At 64.1% G+C, this 15,927-nt stretch carries 10 protein-coding genes; 3 read left to right on the forward strand and 7 right to left on the reverse strand.

Annotated elements, in window-relative coordinates:
- Positions 1-146: 146 nt before the first annotated feature.
- Positions 147-755, forward strand: a complete 609-nt coding sequence (locus FIV42_RS02255) for a general stress protein (protein WP_141196098.1) — start codon at positions 147-149, stop codon at positions 753-755.
- Between the two features lie 7 nt (positions 756-762).
- Here FIV42_RS02255 and FIV42_RS02260 read toward each other — a convergent pair whose 3' ends face one another.
- From FIV42_RS02260 to FIV42_RS02270, 3 genes are all read right to left on the reverse strand, one after another.
- Positions 763-5,016 carry a MopE-related protein gene (locus tag FIV42_RS02260; protein WP_141196099.1) on the reverse strand — a complete coding sequence of 1,418 codons (4,254 nt, stop codon included), beginning with the start codon at positions 5,014-5,016 and terminating at the stop codon, positions 763-765.
- Between the two features lie 100 nt (positions 5,017-5,116).
- A complete protein-coding gene (locus FIV42_RS02265) occupies positions 5,117-6,115 on the reverse strand; it encodes a hypothetical protein (RefSeq protein WP_141196100.1) in 999 nt (332 codons plus the stop codon).
- 45 nt (positions 6,116-6,160) lie between these two features.
- Positions 6,161-7,306 carry a BamA/TamA family outer membrane protein gene (locus tag FIV42_RS02270; protein ID WP_141196101.1) on the reverse strand — a complete coding sequence of 382 codons (1,146 nt, stop codon included), beginning with the start codon at positions 7,304-7,306 and terminating at the stop codon, positions 6,161-6,163.
- A 97-nt stretch (positions 7,307-7,403) separates the two neighbouring features.
- Here FIV42_RS02270 and FIV42_RS02275 point away from each other — a divergent pair, with 97 nt between their 5' ends.
- Entirely contained in the window at positions 7,404-7,784 is a 381-nt protein-coding gene (locus tag FIV42_RS02275; RefSeq protein ID WP_141196102.1) for a DUF2784 domain-containing protein, read from the forward strand.
- A gap of 91 nt (positions 7,785-7,875) precedes the next feature.
- Here FIV42_RS02275 and FIV42_RS31275 read toward each other — a convergent pair whose 3' ends face one another.
- Positions 7,876-9,240 carry a thrombospondin type 3 repeat-containing protein gene (locus FIV42_RS31275; RefSeq protein ID WP_141196103.1) on the reverse strand — a complete coding sequence of 455 codons (1,365 nt, stop codon included), beginning with the start codon at positions 9,238-9,240 and terminating at the stop codon, positions 7,876-7,878.
- 280 nt (positions 9,241-9,520) lie between these two features.
- Here FIV42_RS31275 and FIV42_RS02285 point away from each other — a divergent pair, with 280 nt between their 5' ends.
- Complete coding sequence (locus tag FIV42_RS02285; protein WP_141196104.1) at positions 9,521-10,957, forward strand: protein kinase domain-containing protein; 1,437 nt, start codon at positions 9,521-9,523, stop codon at positions 10,955-10,957.
- Between the two features lie 1,854 nt (positions 10,958-12,811).
- On the opposite strand, the gene FIV42_RS02290 is transcribed toward FIV42_RS02285, so the two are convergent.
- The 3 genes from FIV42_RS02290 to FIV42_RS02300 form a co-directional block, all read right to left on the reverse strand.
- Positions 12,812-13,180, reverse strand: coding sequence for a response regulator (locus tag FIV42_RS02290; RefSeq protein WP_141196105.1), 369 nt, complete (start codon positions 13,178-13,180; stop codon positions 12,812-12,814).
- Between the two features lie 76 nt (positions 13,181-13,256).
- The gene (locus FIV42_RS02295) at positions 13,257-14,717 is read right to left on the reverse strand and encodes a methyl-accepting chemotaxis protein (RefSeq protein WP_141196106.1); all 1,461 of its coding nucleotides are present in this window, start codon (positions 14,715-14,717) and stop codon (positions 13,257-13,259) included.
- Positions 14,718-14,841: 124 nt separating this feature from the next.
- Complete coding sequence (locus tag FIV42_RS02300; protein ID WP_141196107.1) at positions 14,842-15,753, reverse strand: alpha/beta fold hydrolase; 912 nt, start codon at positions 15,751-15,753, stop codon at positions 14,842-14,844.
- Positions 15,754-15,927: the final 174 nt, after the last annotated feature.

Raw genomic sequence — 15,927 nt, forward strand, 5'->3', positions numbered from 1 at the left:
CTCACAGTCTTGCTGCCTGCCACGTAGCAAGAATTCACACGCTGCTCCGATATTCCAACTCGGCGGCGCAGATCACGTTGAAGTGAAGTCGACTGGAGTTATTTTGCCGATGAGACTTTCCCCGAACTCTCGAGGCGAGGAACCTCATGACCACGTTGATTGGGCTATATGACGACCCTGAAGCCGCGCAACAGGCGATGCTCGATCTCTCATCGGAGGGCTTCGATCGCCGCCACATCACCACCAACACCCGCGCCAGAGAGGCGTCGGCCAAGGTGACGGTGACCACCACCGAGGATCGCGTGCAGCAGGCCTCCAAGCTTTTGTGGCAAAACGGGCCGACCGACGTGCGCCGCGAGGAAGGTCAGCCTCCCGAGCATGGTCCCCGAGCTGATCGCGGAGAAGATGGCGCGGTGGGCAGTAGCCGGCCTACGGCCAACGCCGTCGAAAAGTCGGGCGCCTCCGGTCAGATGCGCCCCGCAGGCAAAGGCGGGCCGGCGGCAAGCGAACTCTTTCGCGAGCACGAGCCCTCGTTCCGCGAGCATTTTCGCAGCCACGGTGGCAGCTCCGAAACCTACGACGAGTATCGTCAGGCGTACATGGAAGGGACGCGCCTGGGCACCGACTTCCAGTCACGCGACTGGAGCGAAGTCGAGCAGGAGGCGCGCCGTCGTTGGGAGCACAACCAGCACCCCCAGCCGTGGTCGAAAGTGCGTGACTACGTCAAGCACGGCTGGGGGGCGGTCGATCGTTAGCCGATCGTTAGCCGTCGGTGTTGTTGACCGACGCGTGGGTGACGCTGTCACGCAGGTTGCCGAAGCGAATCGCGTCGAAGTCGAATCCGGTGTTCAGCCCCTCGTGCAGCGACATGTGCATCCAGTTGATCACGTCGTCTTCGGGGGTGCTGGCTACATCGACAAAGCCGCCGTCGGCCGCGCGCGGCCAGCCGCTGGGGAGCGTCGGCAGCGTGTAAGCATCGGTAGCCCCGTCGGTATAGACCGTCCACAGCGTGTGATAGATCGTGCGCTCGCTGTCGTCGGTGCCACAGCCGGAGTACAACTCGGTGATCTTCTGACGAATCGTCGAGCGCGTGTAGTGCGGGTTGGGGTAAGCGCCGCCGGCGAGTGTCTGCGCGCTGAGCTGACGGCCGTTGAGGGTCAGTGGACGAATCGGGATATAGTCGTCGAAGTTGAGCGTGCCGCCGGTCCCGTCAATCAACGAGGGATCGCGACGCGCGACGATGCTCGCACCATTCTCGGTGCCCGCAGGCGCTGCCGTCGGGTCGTTGACGTAGGCGGCGACGCTCGCGCCCATGTACTCGATGTCGGTGAACATGCCGCTGGCGGCCACAGTGCTCACGTTGTCGATGGTGAACGACGTCTGCGACGCGGTGCCAATCCGAAGCCCCATCAAAAAGAGGCGGCCGGCGCCGAGCGCCAGGTTCGCATCGTTCTTGCTGTCCCAATCCCCTGCCGTCAGGCAGAAGACGTCACTGTCGCTGGGCGCATTGCTCACGTTGCAGGTGACGTTGTCGGTCAGCGTGTTGGTCATGTCGATGTCCACGCCGCTGGTCGTCGAGTTGCCGTCGACCGTCTCGGCGCGACTTCCAATCTTCTGGAAATCCAACGTCTGCAGAATCTGGACGATGTCACCGCTCGACGCGTCGCTCAACGTGGACTCGCCGCTGATACCCGTCAGGTAGCGGTCGCCGTACTCGAGCGGCGCCGAGCCGTACGACTTCTTGTTCACCGAGCCGACAAACAAGCCTAAATACTGATCGGGGATATAGACGTTGTCGGGCAGGTTCATGCTACCGACCAGCCCGTTGCCCGATTGGTAACAGACGTTATCGGCGAGCAGCGTGCTCAGGTTGAAGTCCATGATCTGGTCGATGGTCACGTCGCCGAGCATGAAGCCGACGTCGAGATCACCGCCGGTGCTGACGCTCGTGAAGTCTCCGTCGTACTTGCGGGTGGCCGTGGCCGGATAGACCTCCTCGAGGGGCAAGACCAGGTCGGACGCATCGATGTCGACCATCGTCATGTAGGCGCGTCCGGTCGCCCCGGCGGTCACCGTCACCGGCGCGTCGAGCGCGCTGGCGAAGTCTTTGAATTCGACGTAGCCGTTGGCGTCGGTGGTGCCCGTGTTGGCGCCGTTGGCCGCCCCGCCGTAGCTCGTGGTGTAGGCGGACGTATTCTCGGTCTGGCCAATCATCACGTGGGCGTTGGCGATGGCCGTGCCGTCCTCGGATTTGACCACGCGCACCCGCACGTTGCCGTCGGTGGCGCAGCCTCCGGCGCCTCCGTCGGTGTCGGTCATCGGGCTGGCAAACGCCACGCTCACCTGCGTGGCCATCTGCACTGCCTGCCCGCTGCATGAATCATCGACCGACACGGTCACAGTGGCAGACGCAACTCCCGAAGACGACGGCGGCGTCAGCGTCGCCCAGTAGGTGTTCCCACTCGAGCTGACCGTCGACAGCGTGCCCGCGCTGGTCGTCATCGTGACGTTGGCGCCCGAGATGGGGTTGCCGTTGGCGTCGACCAGGTCGAGCACGATCGCCGACTCGGCGTTGGTTCCCGAGGTCAAACATCCGCTGGTCGCGGTGATGGCGCTGCTGGTGTCGACGCCGCTGCAGCAACTCTCGTCGGCCTGACCGTCACAGTCGTTGTCGAGTCCGTCGCAGGTACTGCCGGACTCGTCGCTCATGTAGTCGACGGGCTGCTGACAGTTTCCGTTGGCGTCGCGAGTCGCCGTAGCGCAGACACCGTTGGAGCTTCCGTTGTAGTCACACGGGCATCCTTCATCGACCACGCCGTCGCAGTCGTTATCCAACCCGTCGCAGCTCGTCTCACTCGCCTCGTAAGTCGACGGCGCCTGACAACCTCCATTGCCGTCCGAGCTTCCGCTCGAGCACACGCCGACGGCCGAGCCGTTGTAGTTGCACCCGCAACCCTCGTCGACCTGACCGTCGCAGTCGTTGTCGAGCCCGTCGCAGCTCGCCTCGGTCGCCTCGTAGCTCGACGGCGCCTGGCAAGAGCCGGTGCCGTCGTCGGTGCCCGCGCTGCACACGCCTGTCGACGTGCCGTTGTAGTCGCACTGGCAGCCCTCGTCGGTTTGACCGTCGCAGTCGTTGTCGACGCCGTCGCACGTCTCGGTGCCCGGCGTGATTTCGTTCGAGCAACTTCCCCAGTTGCCTGACGAGCAAGTCTGGGTGCCCGACTGACATTCGCCGACCCCAGCGGTGCCCGAAGGTCCGCTGTAACACGACTGCGTCGCGCCGTTCTGGCAGGTGCAGCCCTCGTCGGTCTGCCCGTCACAGTTGTTGTCCACGCCGTCGCAAAGCTCGGTCGAGCTGTAGTCGCTCGGAGCCTGACAGGTGCCTGTCGAATCGATGGTGCCGCCCGAGCAGACGCCGTCGGAAGCCCCGTTGTAGTCGCACTGACAGCCGACATCGGCGACGCCGTCGCAATCATTGTCGAGCCCGTCGCAGCTCGTCTCCGTCGCCTCGTAGTCCGCAGGCTGCTGGCAAGTGCCGTTCGCACCGATCGTCGAACCGGCGCAGACCCCGTCGGTCGAGCCGTTGAAGTCGCACGCACACCCCTCGTCGACCACCCCATCGCAGTCGTTGTCGAGCGTATCGCAGCTCGTCTCCGTCGCTTCGTAGGTCGAAGGAGCCTCGCACCCGTTCGGCCCGACATTTCCGCCGGAGCAAACACCGACGGCCACGCCGTTGTAGTTGCAGCCGCAGCCCTCGTCGCTCTGACCGTCGCAGTCGTTGTCGAACCCGTCGCAGCTCGTCTCCGTCGCCTCGTAGTTCGCAGGCTGCTGGCAGGTACCGTTCGCATCGATCGTCGAGCCGGCGCAGACCCCGTCGGTCGAACCGTTGAAGTCACACGCACACCCCTCGTCGATCACTCCGTCGCAGTCGTTGTCGAGTCCGTCGCAGCTCGCCTCGCTCGCCTCGTAGCTCGCCGGAGCGCTGCAGTTGCCGGCGTCGTCGATCTGACCGTTGGCGCACACGCCTTCGCTCGAGCTGTTGAAATCACACCCGCAACCCTGGTCGACCGTTCCGTCGCAGTCGTTGTCGACGCCGTCGCCGCACGTCTCGTCGCTATCGGGGGTCACCTCGTTTTCGCACGTACCCCAGCCACCGCCCGAACACGTCTGGGTGCCTACCGCACACTTACCGACCCCTTGGGTGCCCGAGGGCCCGCTGTAGCACGACTGGGTGTCTCCATTGGCGCAATCACACCCCTCGTCGACCGTGTCGTCGCAGTTGTTGTCCACGCCGTCGCACAGCTCGGCCGCCCCTGGATAGGCGGTATCGTCTCCGTCGTCGCAGTCGGTGTCGGTGCAGCTATCACCGATGCCGTAGCCGTCGCCGTCCTCGTCGAAGCAGTCAGCGCACACGGTCGAGGTGGGGATGCACTGTCGGCCGGCTTGGTCGTCCACGCTGCGGCTCATCGTGCACTCGTAGCCGTCCGGGCAGCTTCGCAGGTTGCAGGGGCGCGAGCAGAAGTTGCCGTCCGGGTGCGGGATGCAGTTGCTGTCACTGCCGGGGCAATCGGCGTCGACCGTACAGGTGTCGGTGCAAAGCGGAGCGTCCGGAAAGCAAAGCGAGGTGCTCGGGTCATTCTGCAGCGGCTCACAGATCCAGCCGTCGCCACACGCCGCGTCGTCGGTGCACTCGACGGTGCACACGTCTCCGTCGGGCCCCGGATAGCAGTAGCCCGACGCGCAGTCGGCGTTCGAGCTGCACGGCTCTCCGTAGTCGGAGCCGGCGTCGCCGCTGTCGGCAGCGTCGTCGACATCGCCCGAGTCTCCGGAGTCAGTAGCATCTCCCAGAGCGTCGAAGACGTCGGCGACATCGCCGGCGTCTTCGTCTGTGACAGGTGATTGTGCAGTCCCGTCGAAGCTACAGCTCGACAGAGTCAATGCGACCACACCGACGAACACGACCAACCACTGCCGACCGTTACGGCCCACAGCGAACTGCGCCAACCAGCTATCCATCACGACCTCGCGAATCCGACGCACCGCGCCGGAGCAGAGCCAACCAATTTGTCTAAAAGCGTTGCTGTATTCGCAAGGCTAGCAGATGGGGGGCTGCAACTCAACGCTGCAGGGCGTCAGACCAGGTGCGCTTGAGTTCGCGGATGGGATCGATCCACTCGGAGCGGAGCATCTTGTCGGGTACGTCGATCTCGAACTCGAGGGGCTCGTAGCCGCGGGCGAGCGCGTCCGACTCGACGGCCAGGCGGGCAGGATGCTCGTGGTCGCCCAGGCGTTCGAGCGCCTCGGCGATTTCGCGCGAAATCGTATTCGCGAGTTGATGCAGAGCCTCACGCGCACCTCCCCACACGGTATTTGGCACCGTGCCGAAGATCAGCCGTGGTGATCGACTGATCACGTGGATCCCGTGGCGCCCGGAGGCCACGAAGCGCCCGATATTGTGCCGCGCGTCGTCGATGAGCACCGCCGCGCGACAAAACCCGTCCTTGCCACACACCGGCGCAAATTCGGGCAGCTTGAAGCTCGAATCGAACGGATTGCGGCCAAACTGCGAGGAGACGAGCTCACGCACGTGGTGGGGAAAGTCGCTCGCCAGCTCCTGAAACCCCTCCGGGTCGAGCAGTTGGTGGGCTACTTTAGCGTAGTCGGTGCGATAGAAAATCCGAGGGTGATCGATGTAGGCCAGGTGGTCCTCATCATCCTCGGCGGCCGGCGGCCCCACCAGGGTGGCGAATCCGGGGATCTCGGTGGCGATGCGCCAGATACGCCACGGATAGCCGTTCGTCCAGATGCGCATGTGAGCGTCCAGCTCGCGCTCCAACGACTCGTGGCGCATCCCCCAGATCAGCTCGAAGACCCCCGGCTTGACCAGATAATACTCGCGGTGGCCGAAATCGAGGTCGAACGACAAGAGCGACGCCGGCGCTCGCTGGAGCATACGCCGCGCGTCCATCAGCCAGTTCCACAACACCTCGTCGGCGTCCCACACCACCTCGTCGAGGCGAACACCGCACTCGCGCACGAGGCGGCGGCCGGTCAGGTAGAGCTCCTCACCGTACTCTGAATGGGACAGCGGGATGTCGAGGTAGGATCGAGTCACAGCGGAATTCGCTTCCAGGAAACGCGAGAATCAGAGACGCGCCAATCAAAAGGCTTCGCCGATACTAAGATAAAACCCAGTCCCCTCGGGCGACAAGCCGAAGTCGGCGCGCACGTTGACCCCCTCGCTCTCGTCGACGGCGAGCCGCAGCCCGGCCCCGGCCGACCACAGCAGATTGTCGACCGACAGCGGCGAGTCGTCGCCGTAGACCTCGCCAATGCCGCCAAAGCCCGCCAGCCGAAGGCGCCACAGCGGCGGCGTTCGGTACTCGGCTTGCGCGAGCAGCATATTCTTGTCGCGATAGCGCCCCTTGAACAACCCGCGCAGCCGCTTCTGGCCGCCCAACTTGGCGAGCTTGTAGAACGGAACGTCGCCCACATGGCTCTCCCACATGCCCTGGAGCGCCAGCACCTGTTGATGGCCGAGATCGACATAGTGACGCCCGTCGAGCCGAAAGCGGGTGTACGAGAAGTCGCCGCCGAGTGCCTCACTGTAGCGGAGCACCGAGCCCTGAACGTACGACCCCTCGGTCGCAGCAAACGAGTTGTCGCGTGTGTCCCAGGCGAAGTTCACGCCCACCGCCGACAACAGTCCACCGTCGCTCCCCACCACCGAGTCCGAGCGCAACAGCCCCTCGGTCTGGGCCACGATGCTTCGCCGGGCGAACTCGTAGTCGACGCCCAGGTACAAGTGCCGACTCAACACACGGCGCCGGATCGACGTGCTCACCACGAACGCCGTCGCGTCGAATCGCTCCTCGTGGTGGTCGGCCACCTGGGCGCCGATGCCGTAAAACGAATTGGGCCACTTGAGCAACGACACCGACGCTTTGACGTTGTAGGCTCCCCCATCGAGGAACAAATTCGGCGAAAGGTTTAAGAGCCACTGGTCGTTGAGTGTGTAGGCCCCGGCCGCGAGCACGCTCGAGGTGCGGTCGTCGGGCTGGTCGAGGTCGGGCCGCACGAGCAGGAGCCCGAAGCCGGCAAATGTCAGGCTGGTCTCCGGCGTGTAGGCAGCCACCGGAAAGCCCTTGAGCTCGATGTCGGAGCCCGCCTCATCAGGCGCCTCCACATTCGCCGCCACGTCGGCGTCGGCGGCATAAAGCGGCGGGCTCGGCAGAATCACAGAACACACACACGTAATGACGACGAAGACAAGCACCCGCATACGGCGGGTCGACGTCGTTCTCATTCGAACCTCGGGCTAGGCTGAGCTGGCAAGTCGCACATATACAACACCACACTAACCGAACGACAACCCACTGTAAAACCTACAGTTTACCCACACCATGCTCTACAAGCTCGGCGCCGAAATCATCGTCGTCCTCCACCTGGCGTTCATCCTGTTCATCATCTTCGGCGGGCTGCTCGCCCTGCGTTGGCCCCGCGCCTCGTGGGTACACCTGCCCTGCGCCCTCTACGGCGTGCTCATCGAATGGGTGGGTTGGGTCTGCCCGCTGACGCCCTGGGAGAACGCCCTCCGGGAGCGCGCCGGCGGCGAAGGCTACGAGGGCGACTTCATCGAGCACTACCTCTTGCCGATCATCTACCCCTCCGGCCTCACCCCCACCGTACAGCTCGTCCTCGGCGCCCTCGTCATCGTCGTCAACGTCGCCATCTACGCCTTCGTCATCTGGAAGTGGCGCAAAGACAAGACCTCCCAAACGTAAAAGGGCGGCACGGTGGCCATCGCCACCGTGCCGCCCAAACCCAACTCTCGAGGCCTCAAGACTTCAAGACTCGAGACTCAAAACTCGAGACTCACGCCTCACGCCTCCACCGCCGCACACGCGCCACGCCGAGCAGAAGCAACAGCGCAGCAGCTTGTCCGAACAGACGCATCGGCGAAGCGTCGGCTGCGACCGAGCAACCTTCGTCGGTGCCGCTCGAGCCGTTGTTGTTCTTGCGCACCACGATGGTGTTCTCCGGGTCGCACACGTCGCCGAGGCCGTCGTTGTCGATGTCCTCCTGACCGGCGTTGGACGTGAACGGGCAGTTGTCGAGCTCGTCGTTGAGCCCGTCGCCGTCGCTGTCACCGTCACAAGCGTTGCCGGTACCGTCACCGTCGCTATCGTCCTGGTTGGCGTTGGGAACCAGCGGGCAGTTGTCATTGCTGCCGACACCGTCACCATCGGCGTCCATATCGCAGGCGTCGCCCACGCCGTCGTTATCCATGTCGTTTTGCTGCTCGTTGGACACGCTCGGGCAGTTGTCTTCGCCGTTGATCACGCCGTCGGAGTCGGAGTCGGCGTTCGGATCGCCCGAGACCCAAGCTGGCGAGGGATAGCCCCCCTCTTGCGAGGCGCGCTGACCGACCTGCTTGATCCAATCCCCCCAGCCATACACGGCCGAGTAGACCGACGACCGGCAACCTGCAGCACCACGCGACAGAGCACCGAGCACGCGACCTTGCTGGTCGATGGCCGGGCCGCCCGAGTCGCCCTGGCAGGTTCCCTCGTCGCCCAAGAATTCCTTGTCTTGCACCGAGGTGTACGTCGGGCACTCCGAGCCTTCGCACTGGATGCTCAGCCCTTCGAGGATGCGCCGCACGCCGGCGCCTTCGCCGCTGCCGGTGTGGCCATAACCGATGGCGGTATACCCTTCGCCTCGCCGTACCGGGCTATCGAGACGCGGCGGAATGGGCACGGCCTGCGAATTGGGGATATTCGACGACAGGATGACCAGCGCGATGTCTTCGTTGCACATGTCGCCGGTGCCGTCGGGAATGACGATCTCTTTGGCCCGCGTGTAGTTGCCGGCGTCGCGAGTCAGGTACGGCTCGGTGGTCACGAACAGACTCGTCGCCGAGTACTTCGCCCCGAAGTTCGTCTGCCCGCAAATGACCTGCTGACTCTCCACGCGCGCCACACAGTGTTGGGCGGTGAGCACCAGGTTCGGAGCAATGAGAGTACCGCTGCAAATCCCGCCGCTGGAGGTCGAAAACAATCCGACCGCCGCGGGGTGAGCCGAGTCACGCTCGCCGCCTTTGATGGCTTGGCGAACCGTGGCCAATTCCTGCTCTTCGTGCGGTTGCTCCACACAACCGCTCAGCGTGCCGGCCGCCACCGCGGCGACGACCAGTCCAATCAACCCATTGACCGAATAGCGTAGTGCATCATGCGCCATAAATTTGCTCCATCCCTTTGTTAGACATTTCGTCTTTCACAACCCAAAACATCTCATCCCATCAACAACGCACAAACGGCCTCCCCCGAAGACGCTCCCACGTTAGGATTTCTAACGGTTCATAGACCATGCAAGAAGCTTTCCAGTTAGAATCCTTACACCGCACCGATCGCCGATGATCGCCACGTGACACGCCGTGATCGCCCTTGAATTCGCCAGCAGCTCCAACTACCTATGGGAGAGTTCTAGCCGACCTCCTCTCCGGGGATGCGAGATCGCGATGGGTACCACCAAAGGCCATATCCTTGTTGTCGACGACAGTGAGATGAACCGCGACATCCTTTCGTTTCGCCTCGGCGAGGCGGGCTTCGAGGTGTCGACGGCCGTCGATGGCGCCGACGCGCTCGACAAGATCCGGCAGGGCTCCTACGACCTGGTCCTGCTCGACATCGTCATGCCGCGCATGTCCGGGCTCGAGGTGCTCGAGCATATCCGCAACGAGCAGGCGCTCATCGACCTGCCCGTGGTCATGCAGACCTCCAAGAGCGACAGCAGCACCGTCGTCCAAACCCTCAAGCTGGGCGCCAACGATTACGTGGTCAAAGGCATGGAGTTCGAGGTGCTGGTCGCCCGCCTCGAGACCCAGCTCGACATCCAGAAACGCTCCCGACTGTCGCGAAGCGGCGGCTACTCGAAGCTCTCGGGCAGCAAAGCCTCGCGCAAACGCGCCCACCGCTACTACTGCGGCCAGTGCAAGAGCAGCCTGAACAAAGAGGATATCACCTGCTCGGTATGCCACCGCGAGCGCCCCGGCGAGGGATGGGGCAAAGTCGAGAACAGCGCGTTCTCACGGCTCGGCTCGATAATCGGCGAGCGCTACTTCTTGAACCGATTCATCAGCCTGGGCGCCGCGGCCACGGTCTACCAGGCGCGCGACCTCGACCTGAACCGCGAGTACGCCGCCAAGCTCGTCAGCCTCGACGACCTGCCCGCCGGCGTCAGCGCCAGCGACATCCGCGAGCGTACTCGCCGCGAGGTCGAGGTCATGTCGAAGCTCTCCAACCCCCACGTGGTCAAGATCTACGACGTGGTCGAGGTCGAAGAGGACGTCTTCGCCCTCATCCTCGACTTCGTGCACGGCCACAGCCTCGAGCGGCTGCTCCAACAGGCCGGCGGCAAGCTCGACCCCGCCAAGGCCCTCGACATCGCCCGCCAGATCGCCCAGGGGCTCTACGAAGCCCACTGCCTGGGCATCGTCCACTGCGACGTCAAACCCGAGAATGTCATGGTCGAGAAGCTTCCGCTGCGAGGCTACTTCGCCCATGTGCTCGACTTCGGCATCGCCGAAATCCTCGACTACGCCCGCTCGAGCGGCGAGTACGTCGGCACCCCGCTCTACAGCGCCCCCGAGCAGATCCGCGAGGACGCCAGCGTCGACCTGCGCACCGACATCTACGGGCTGGGCGCCACCCTGTACCACATGGTCGCCGGCGAACCGCCCTTCCCCGCCGACAACGCCATCGACGTCCTCAAGATGCACCTCAAGGCCCCCGTGCCTCGCCTGGCCCCCGCTGGCCACGAAGAATCACGCCTCGGCCTCGTCGACGAGATCCTGACGCGCATGCTCGCCAAGAACCCCGACGACCGCTTCGCCGACTTGTCGGAGTTTATCGAGTATGTCGACGCGATCGCGCCGTTGATGTTGCGGGTGGAGTAGGAGGTGTTCGAGGGTGGGGGCCTTGCAGGTCAGTCACCTCAACCCCTCCGCCTCGCTGCGCTTCGGCACCTCCCCTTCGGACAAACGACGTCCGTGGGGAGGCAATGGTTGCTTCGGCAGAGGTGGTCGTTCGTTGGTGCCCCCTCCGACCTCTTGCTCCAACAAACACATGTGGTTGTTGAGGCAACCATTCGCCCCCACGGCCGCAGTACCAGGCCGAAGGGGGGCAGCCGCCGCAGGCGGCGGGGGGTTGAGGCTGCGAACCGGCAAGGCCTACAAGCTCGAACCAAACCCCAAACTCCGGCTCAAACGCTTGTCTGACTAGGCATTTTGTACTCTTCAGTCCGGGTGAGACGAGTTATCGTCCACCGTACGGAGTTCGAGGCTTCGACAGTGTTCGAGGAAGCGTTGGATGCTGGGGTGGTAGGCGTCGTAGATACTTGCACGGAGAGGTCCTACCGGGTCCTCGATCACTACACCGACGGCGCGGCCTGCACCGCCCGTCCACCGCCGATCAGGTAATTCTCTGAGGAGTTCGTTGTTCACGGGGCTCCTGCTCGGTCGTCGCTGGCAATGAGCTTTTCAATCGCTGCGCACGCGGCCTGAGCATCATCGATGGCAAGGATATACTCGTGCTCGCGCGACGCCCCTGAACCCGGAGCCTCGCTCCCAGTGCGAGCAGTGAGGTCAATCTGAACGTGTCCTGCCCTTGGAGCAAGGGCTGAAATGCACTTTGCAGCGTGCAACTGACTCGGTGACAACTCGACAGCCTTGAAGCGGTCGGAAATGATTACACGCCGATTCGTTACGACATACCGCCTTGTAGCGAGCCGCAATGGCAAGACGACCAGCCTTCGTATGGCTGGGTACGCACCGAACAGAGCCCCCAAACCAAACAAAACCTGAAAAGTCACAGCTATCGGATGGTCGGGGAAAAACTGTGGCAGGATGACCAGTGCGCTGTACGAGGCGATAAAGGCAGTGAAGAGCGAGAATGGAATCCCCAAAAGGTCACGCCAGAAGAAGACAAACCTGCACTGCGGACGCCCCTCCCAGACAACTTCCTCGTGGTCCTGAAGAATTATTTCTCTCGTGCCTCGCATCGCCGCCCCATGTCCTAAATTGGAAGAGATGGTTCGAACGTATCAGGTTGCGGTCAGGTGCGCCAAACCCCTCTGAGTTTCGTTTCAAAGGCGGTTCGCCGGATATGATGCCTCCGGCGACGTAGGTCACACTTGCTGGGGCATGCGACGCGCACCGTAACGGCATGGGGTTCCCCGACGAAGCCCAGCCCATGCGGCTTTGCGCTCCCAAGGCGACCATCGGGAGCCGCGCCGAAGCGTCGTTTGCTGAGGCTTCGGTAGCCCGAGGCGACTCGAGCGTAGCGAGACGAGTCCCGGGTGAGGGTCAACGTGTCCATCACACCCTCTGGGCAACATGCAATGCCACAATTCTCCCGCGACGCACGCCTTGATGATTCGCCACGCCCACCCCTCGGACTCGCTACGCGTCGCCCGGGGCTACCGAGGCGCCGCGAACGGCGCGGCGCGCGCTCGCTAGCGCTCGCTTGTTCGAGGGGGGTGGCCTTGCAGGTCAGTCACCTCAACCCCTCCGCCTCGCTGCGCTTCGGCACCTCCCCTTCGGACAAACGACGTCCGTGGGGAGGCAATGGTTGCTTCGGCAGAGGTGGTCGTTCGTTGGTGCCCCCTCCGACCTCTTGCTCCAACAAACACATGTGGTTGTTGAGGCAACCATTCGCCCCCACGGCCGCAGTACCAGGCCGAAGGGGGGCAGCCGCCGCAGGCGGCGGGGGGTTGAGGCTGCGAACCGGCAAGGCCTACAGAACCAGAGAACTCACCCCTCCAAAAACTGACCCATCGCCTGCAACAGGCGACCGATATTGACCGGCTTGGTCTCGAAGGCGTCGCAGCCCGTCTCGAGCGCCTTGGTGCGGTCGCTCTCGAGGGCGTGGGCGGTCAGCGCGATGATCGGGATGTGGGCCGTCGCCTCGTCGCCCTTGAGCGTGCGCGTGGCTTCCCAGCCGTCCATGACCGGCAGGCTCAGGTCCATCAGGACCAGGTCGGGTTGCTCGGCGTGGCATTTCTCGACGCCTTGCTTGCCGTCGGGGGCGATGATGACCTCGAAGCCGCGGCGCTGCAGGCGGCGGGCGAGCATGTCGCGGTTCATTTCGTTGTCTTCAACCAACAAGATCTTGGCAGTCATAGCGCTCTTCTTGGGTACAGCTTGGATTTAGGTGCTTCCTATATCGATCGAATCTATTCGTGATGTCCGGGATGAATCAGGATGCCTCGGCCCGCGCGGACGCGGTCGGGAGCGACTCGAGCTCCGGCCCGTCGGCCTTTTCGCCCAGGCGGAAGCTGTCGACGAGCTCCCTCAACGTCTCGCTCAACTCGGCGAGCTCGGAGGCGGCGGTGGTCACCTGTCGGATGCCCGACACCCCGTGGGTCACCAGCGTGGCGAGGTCTTCCATGGCGCGGTTGACTTCGCCGGTGTGCTCGCGCTGCTCGGTCGTCACGACCTTGATGTCCAGGGCGGCCTCGGTGGTGTCTTCGGAGCGCACCAGGCCCTCCTGACACGCCGAGGCGGTCGCTCGGGTCGAGCCGTGGATATCGTCGACCAGCGACTTGATGCTGCCGACCGAGTCCTTGGTGTTCTCGGCAAGGCGGCGCATCTCGTTGGCCACCAGCGCAAAGCCCTTGCCCGCCTCCCCGGTGCGCGCGCCCTCCAGGCTGGCGTTGAGCGCGAGCAAGTCGGAGCGGTCGGCGATGCTTCGAATCAGCTTGAGAATCTCGGTGATACGCTTGCTCAACTGGTTGAGCTCGTCGATGCGCATGCCGATCTGGCGGTTCTGATCGCGGGTATCCTCGGCGGCCTCGAACACCAGGTGCGCGCGCTCGGCGATGGCGTCGGCCGATTCCAGGAGCTCCTCGACGGTGCGCTGGGCCTCGCGGATGCGATCGGCCTGGTGCAACGCCGACGACTCGTGGGCGTGCAGCACCTGCAGCATCTCTTCGGTCGACGAGGCGACCTGGATGGCGCTGTGGGTGATCTGCTCGACCAGGTGGCGCAGGCCGGTGACCATCTCGTTGAAGGCGCTCGTCAGGTCGCCCTCGCCTTCGACCGACGAACTCAGGTCGCCGTGGGCGATCTCCTCGGCGCGCCCGGCCAGGTTGCGCAGGTTCGAGACCATCAGCCCGAAGGCGTCGCCAAGCTCGCCGGGCAGCTCCTCGTCGAGCGCCGGGTTGTAGAGCTGGTCGTTGGCGATGATGTGGGCCTTGACCGTCAGCCGACGAAGCTGGTTGGTCAGCTCGGCGAAGCTGCGGTTCAGGTCGCCCTGGCTCGAACTCGTGGGCAGGTCGACCGCCGACAGCTGTCCGGTCTCGAGCACGCGGTCCTGCATGCCCCGAACCCCGATATAGCCATTGGCGAGCTCGGTCGCCTCCTCGCTCAGGAGCCGAAGCTGGGTCAACAATTGGTTGATGGCGGTCGCCATGCGACCGACATCGCCCCCTTTATCGACCGTCAGCCGCGGCTGGGCCAGATCGCCGGCGGCGAGTCGGCCCAGCGCCTCGGTGACCTGGTCGAACGGCAGGAGCACCTGTCTTGCGTACATCACCACGGCCAGCCCCACCACCAGCAGCACCGCCGCGGCCACGTAAGCTTCGTGCCAGATAGCGACACCGACGGCCACGACAGTGAGCGCGCCGATGGCCATGGCGAGTTGTTTCCACGTCTGCATCAGTCTGTTCCAGAAGTTGCCGGGTCGAAACAAGCGAACAGCAGCCGGGCCCCCCGGCAGGGGCCCGGCTCGCAGTCGGAGCTGACTGGCTATGAGTGTGGGGGCCAGTCAATCATGTGGCTCCTTAGAGTCCGGCGATGAAGCCGTCGATATTCGACGCCGTCTGCGCCGGGTCCTCGACCTGCAGGTAGTGACCGGCACCACCGAAGTAGGTCAACGAGGCGTTCGGAATGGGGTCGACGACCAGCTGCTGGAGCAGCCCCGGCGTCATGAACGGATCGTCGGAAACCATAACGAGCGTCGGGGTTTGAATCTGCCCGACCATATCAGCGAAGTCGGCCTGAGTCCAAGCGTCGAGCGACTGGCGAGAAGCCTTGGGCGTCACCGTCGCGGCGCTGGCGAGCAGGTGGTTCAGGTCGTCCTGAGCCAGGTCGACCGACGAGATCGTGAAGATGAAGGCCTGCAGCTGCGGGTCCTCGGCCGAGGCCCAGAACAGGTCGTAGAACTGCTGGGGCAGCGGGAAGCCCGAGGCGGGGACCGGCGACATCAGCACCAGGCCGCTCAGGTCGGAATCGTTCTTGGCGGCGAACTTCTGAGCGATCGCGCCGCCCATGCTGTGGCCCACGAGCACGTAGTCGGTGGCGCCGGCGTCAGCGACGACCGCCTCGACGTCCTTGAGGTAGTTCTCGAGCGAGTGACCGCCGTTGGGCTTGTCCGAGTCGCCCGTGCCGCGAAGGTCGGGCACGATGAGACGATAGTCGGGCCCGGCGAGCTCGCCGATCAGGTTGTCGTACACGGTGCCGGAGACCGACCAACCGTGCACGAGCACGATGTCCTGGGCGCCAGAGCCGATGACCCGATACGCGATCGTCTTGTTGTCTTTGGTCGTCGCGAAGTGCGTGACCGCGTCATCGGCGCTCAGCGCCTGGCCACGGGTGGTCACGCCACCGTCGTCGGGCGACATCGCCTCGCTGCAGCCCACAAGGCCGGCGAGAGAAATGACCAGCAGAAAAAACATCGATTTGAGAGTCTTCATCTTACATCCCCTTCACACAATTAATGCTCGAGATTCGATTCCATCAGTCCCATCAGGCTACGTCATCCATCCTCCTGCGCATTGGCCGATACAACGGGCGTCCGCTTTGTCGGGCCGGCCCTAACCCAAGGGCCGGCCGCGGATCACCCACTCGTTCGAGCCGGAGAACCCAAC

The sequence above is a fragment of the Persicimonas caeni genome, assembly GCF_006517175.1.
GTDB classification, from domain to species: Bacteria; Myxococcota_A; Bradymonadia; order Bradymonadales; family Bradymonadaceae; genus Persicimonas; species Persicimonas caeni.

Excerpts from the sequence above, each read along its gene's own strand:
- FIV42_RS02300 (WP_141196107.1), bottom strand. The coding sequence starts at position 15,753 with ATGAAGACTCTCAAATCGATGTTTTTTCTGCTGGTCATTTCTCTCGCC.
- FIV42_RS02255 (WP_141196098.1), top strand. The coding sequence starts at position 147 with ATGACCACGTTGATTGGGCTATATGACGACCCTGAAGCCGCGCAACAG.
- FIV42_RS02295 (WP_141196106.1), bottom strand. The coding sequence starts at position 14,717 with ATGCAGACGTGGAAACAACTCGCCATGGCCATCGGCGCGCTCACTGTC.
- FIV42_RS02270 (WP_141196101.1), bottom strand. The coding sequence starts at position 7,306 with ATGAGAACGACGTCGACCCGCCGTATGCGGGTGCTTGTCTTCGTCGTC.
- FIV42_RS31275 (WP_141196103.1), bottom strand. The coding sequence starts at position 9,240 with ATGGCGCATGATGCACTACGCTATTCGGTCAATGGGTTGATTGGACTG.
- FIV42_RS02290 (WP_141196105.1), bottom strand. The coding sequence starts at position 13,180 with ATGACTGCCAAGATCTTGTTGGTTGAAGACAACGAAATGAACCGCGAC.
- FIV42_RS02275 (WP_141196102.1), top strand. The coding sequence starts at position 7,404 with ATGCTCTACAAGCTCGGCGCCGAAATCATCGTCGTCCTCCACCTGGCG.
- FIV42_RS02260 (WP_141196099.1), bottom strand. The coding sequence starts at position 5,016 with ATGGATAGCTGGTTGGCGCAGTTCGCTGTGGGCCGTAACGGTCGGCAG.
- FIV42_RS02285 (WP_141196104.1), top strand. The coding sequence starts at position 9,521 with ATGGGTACCACCAAAGGCCATATCCTTGTTGTCGACGACAGTGAGATG.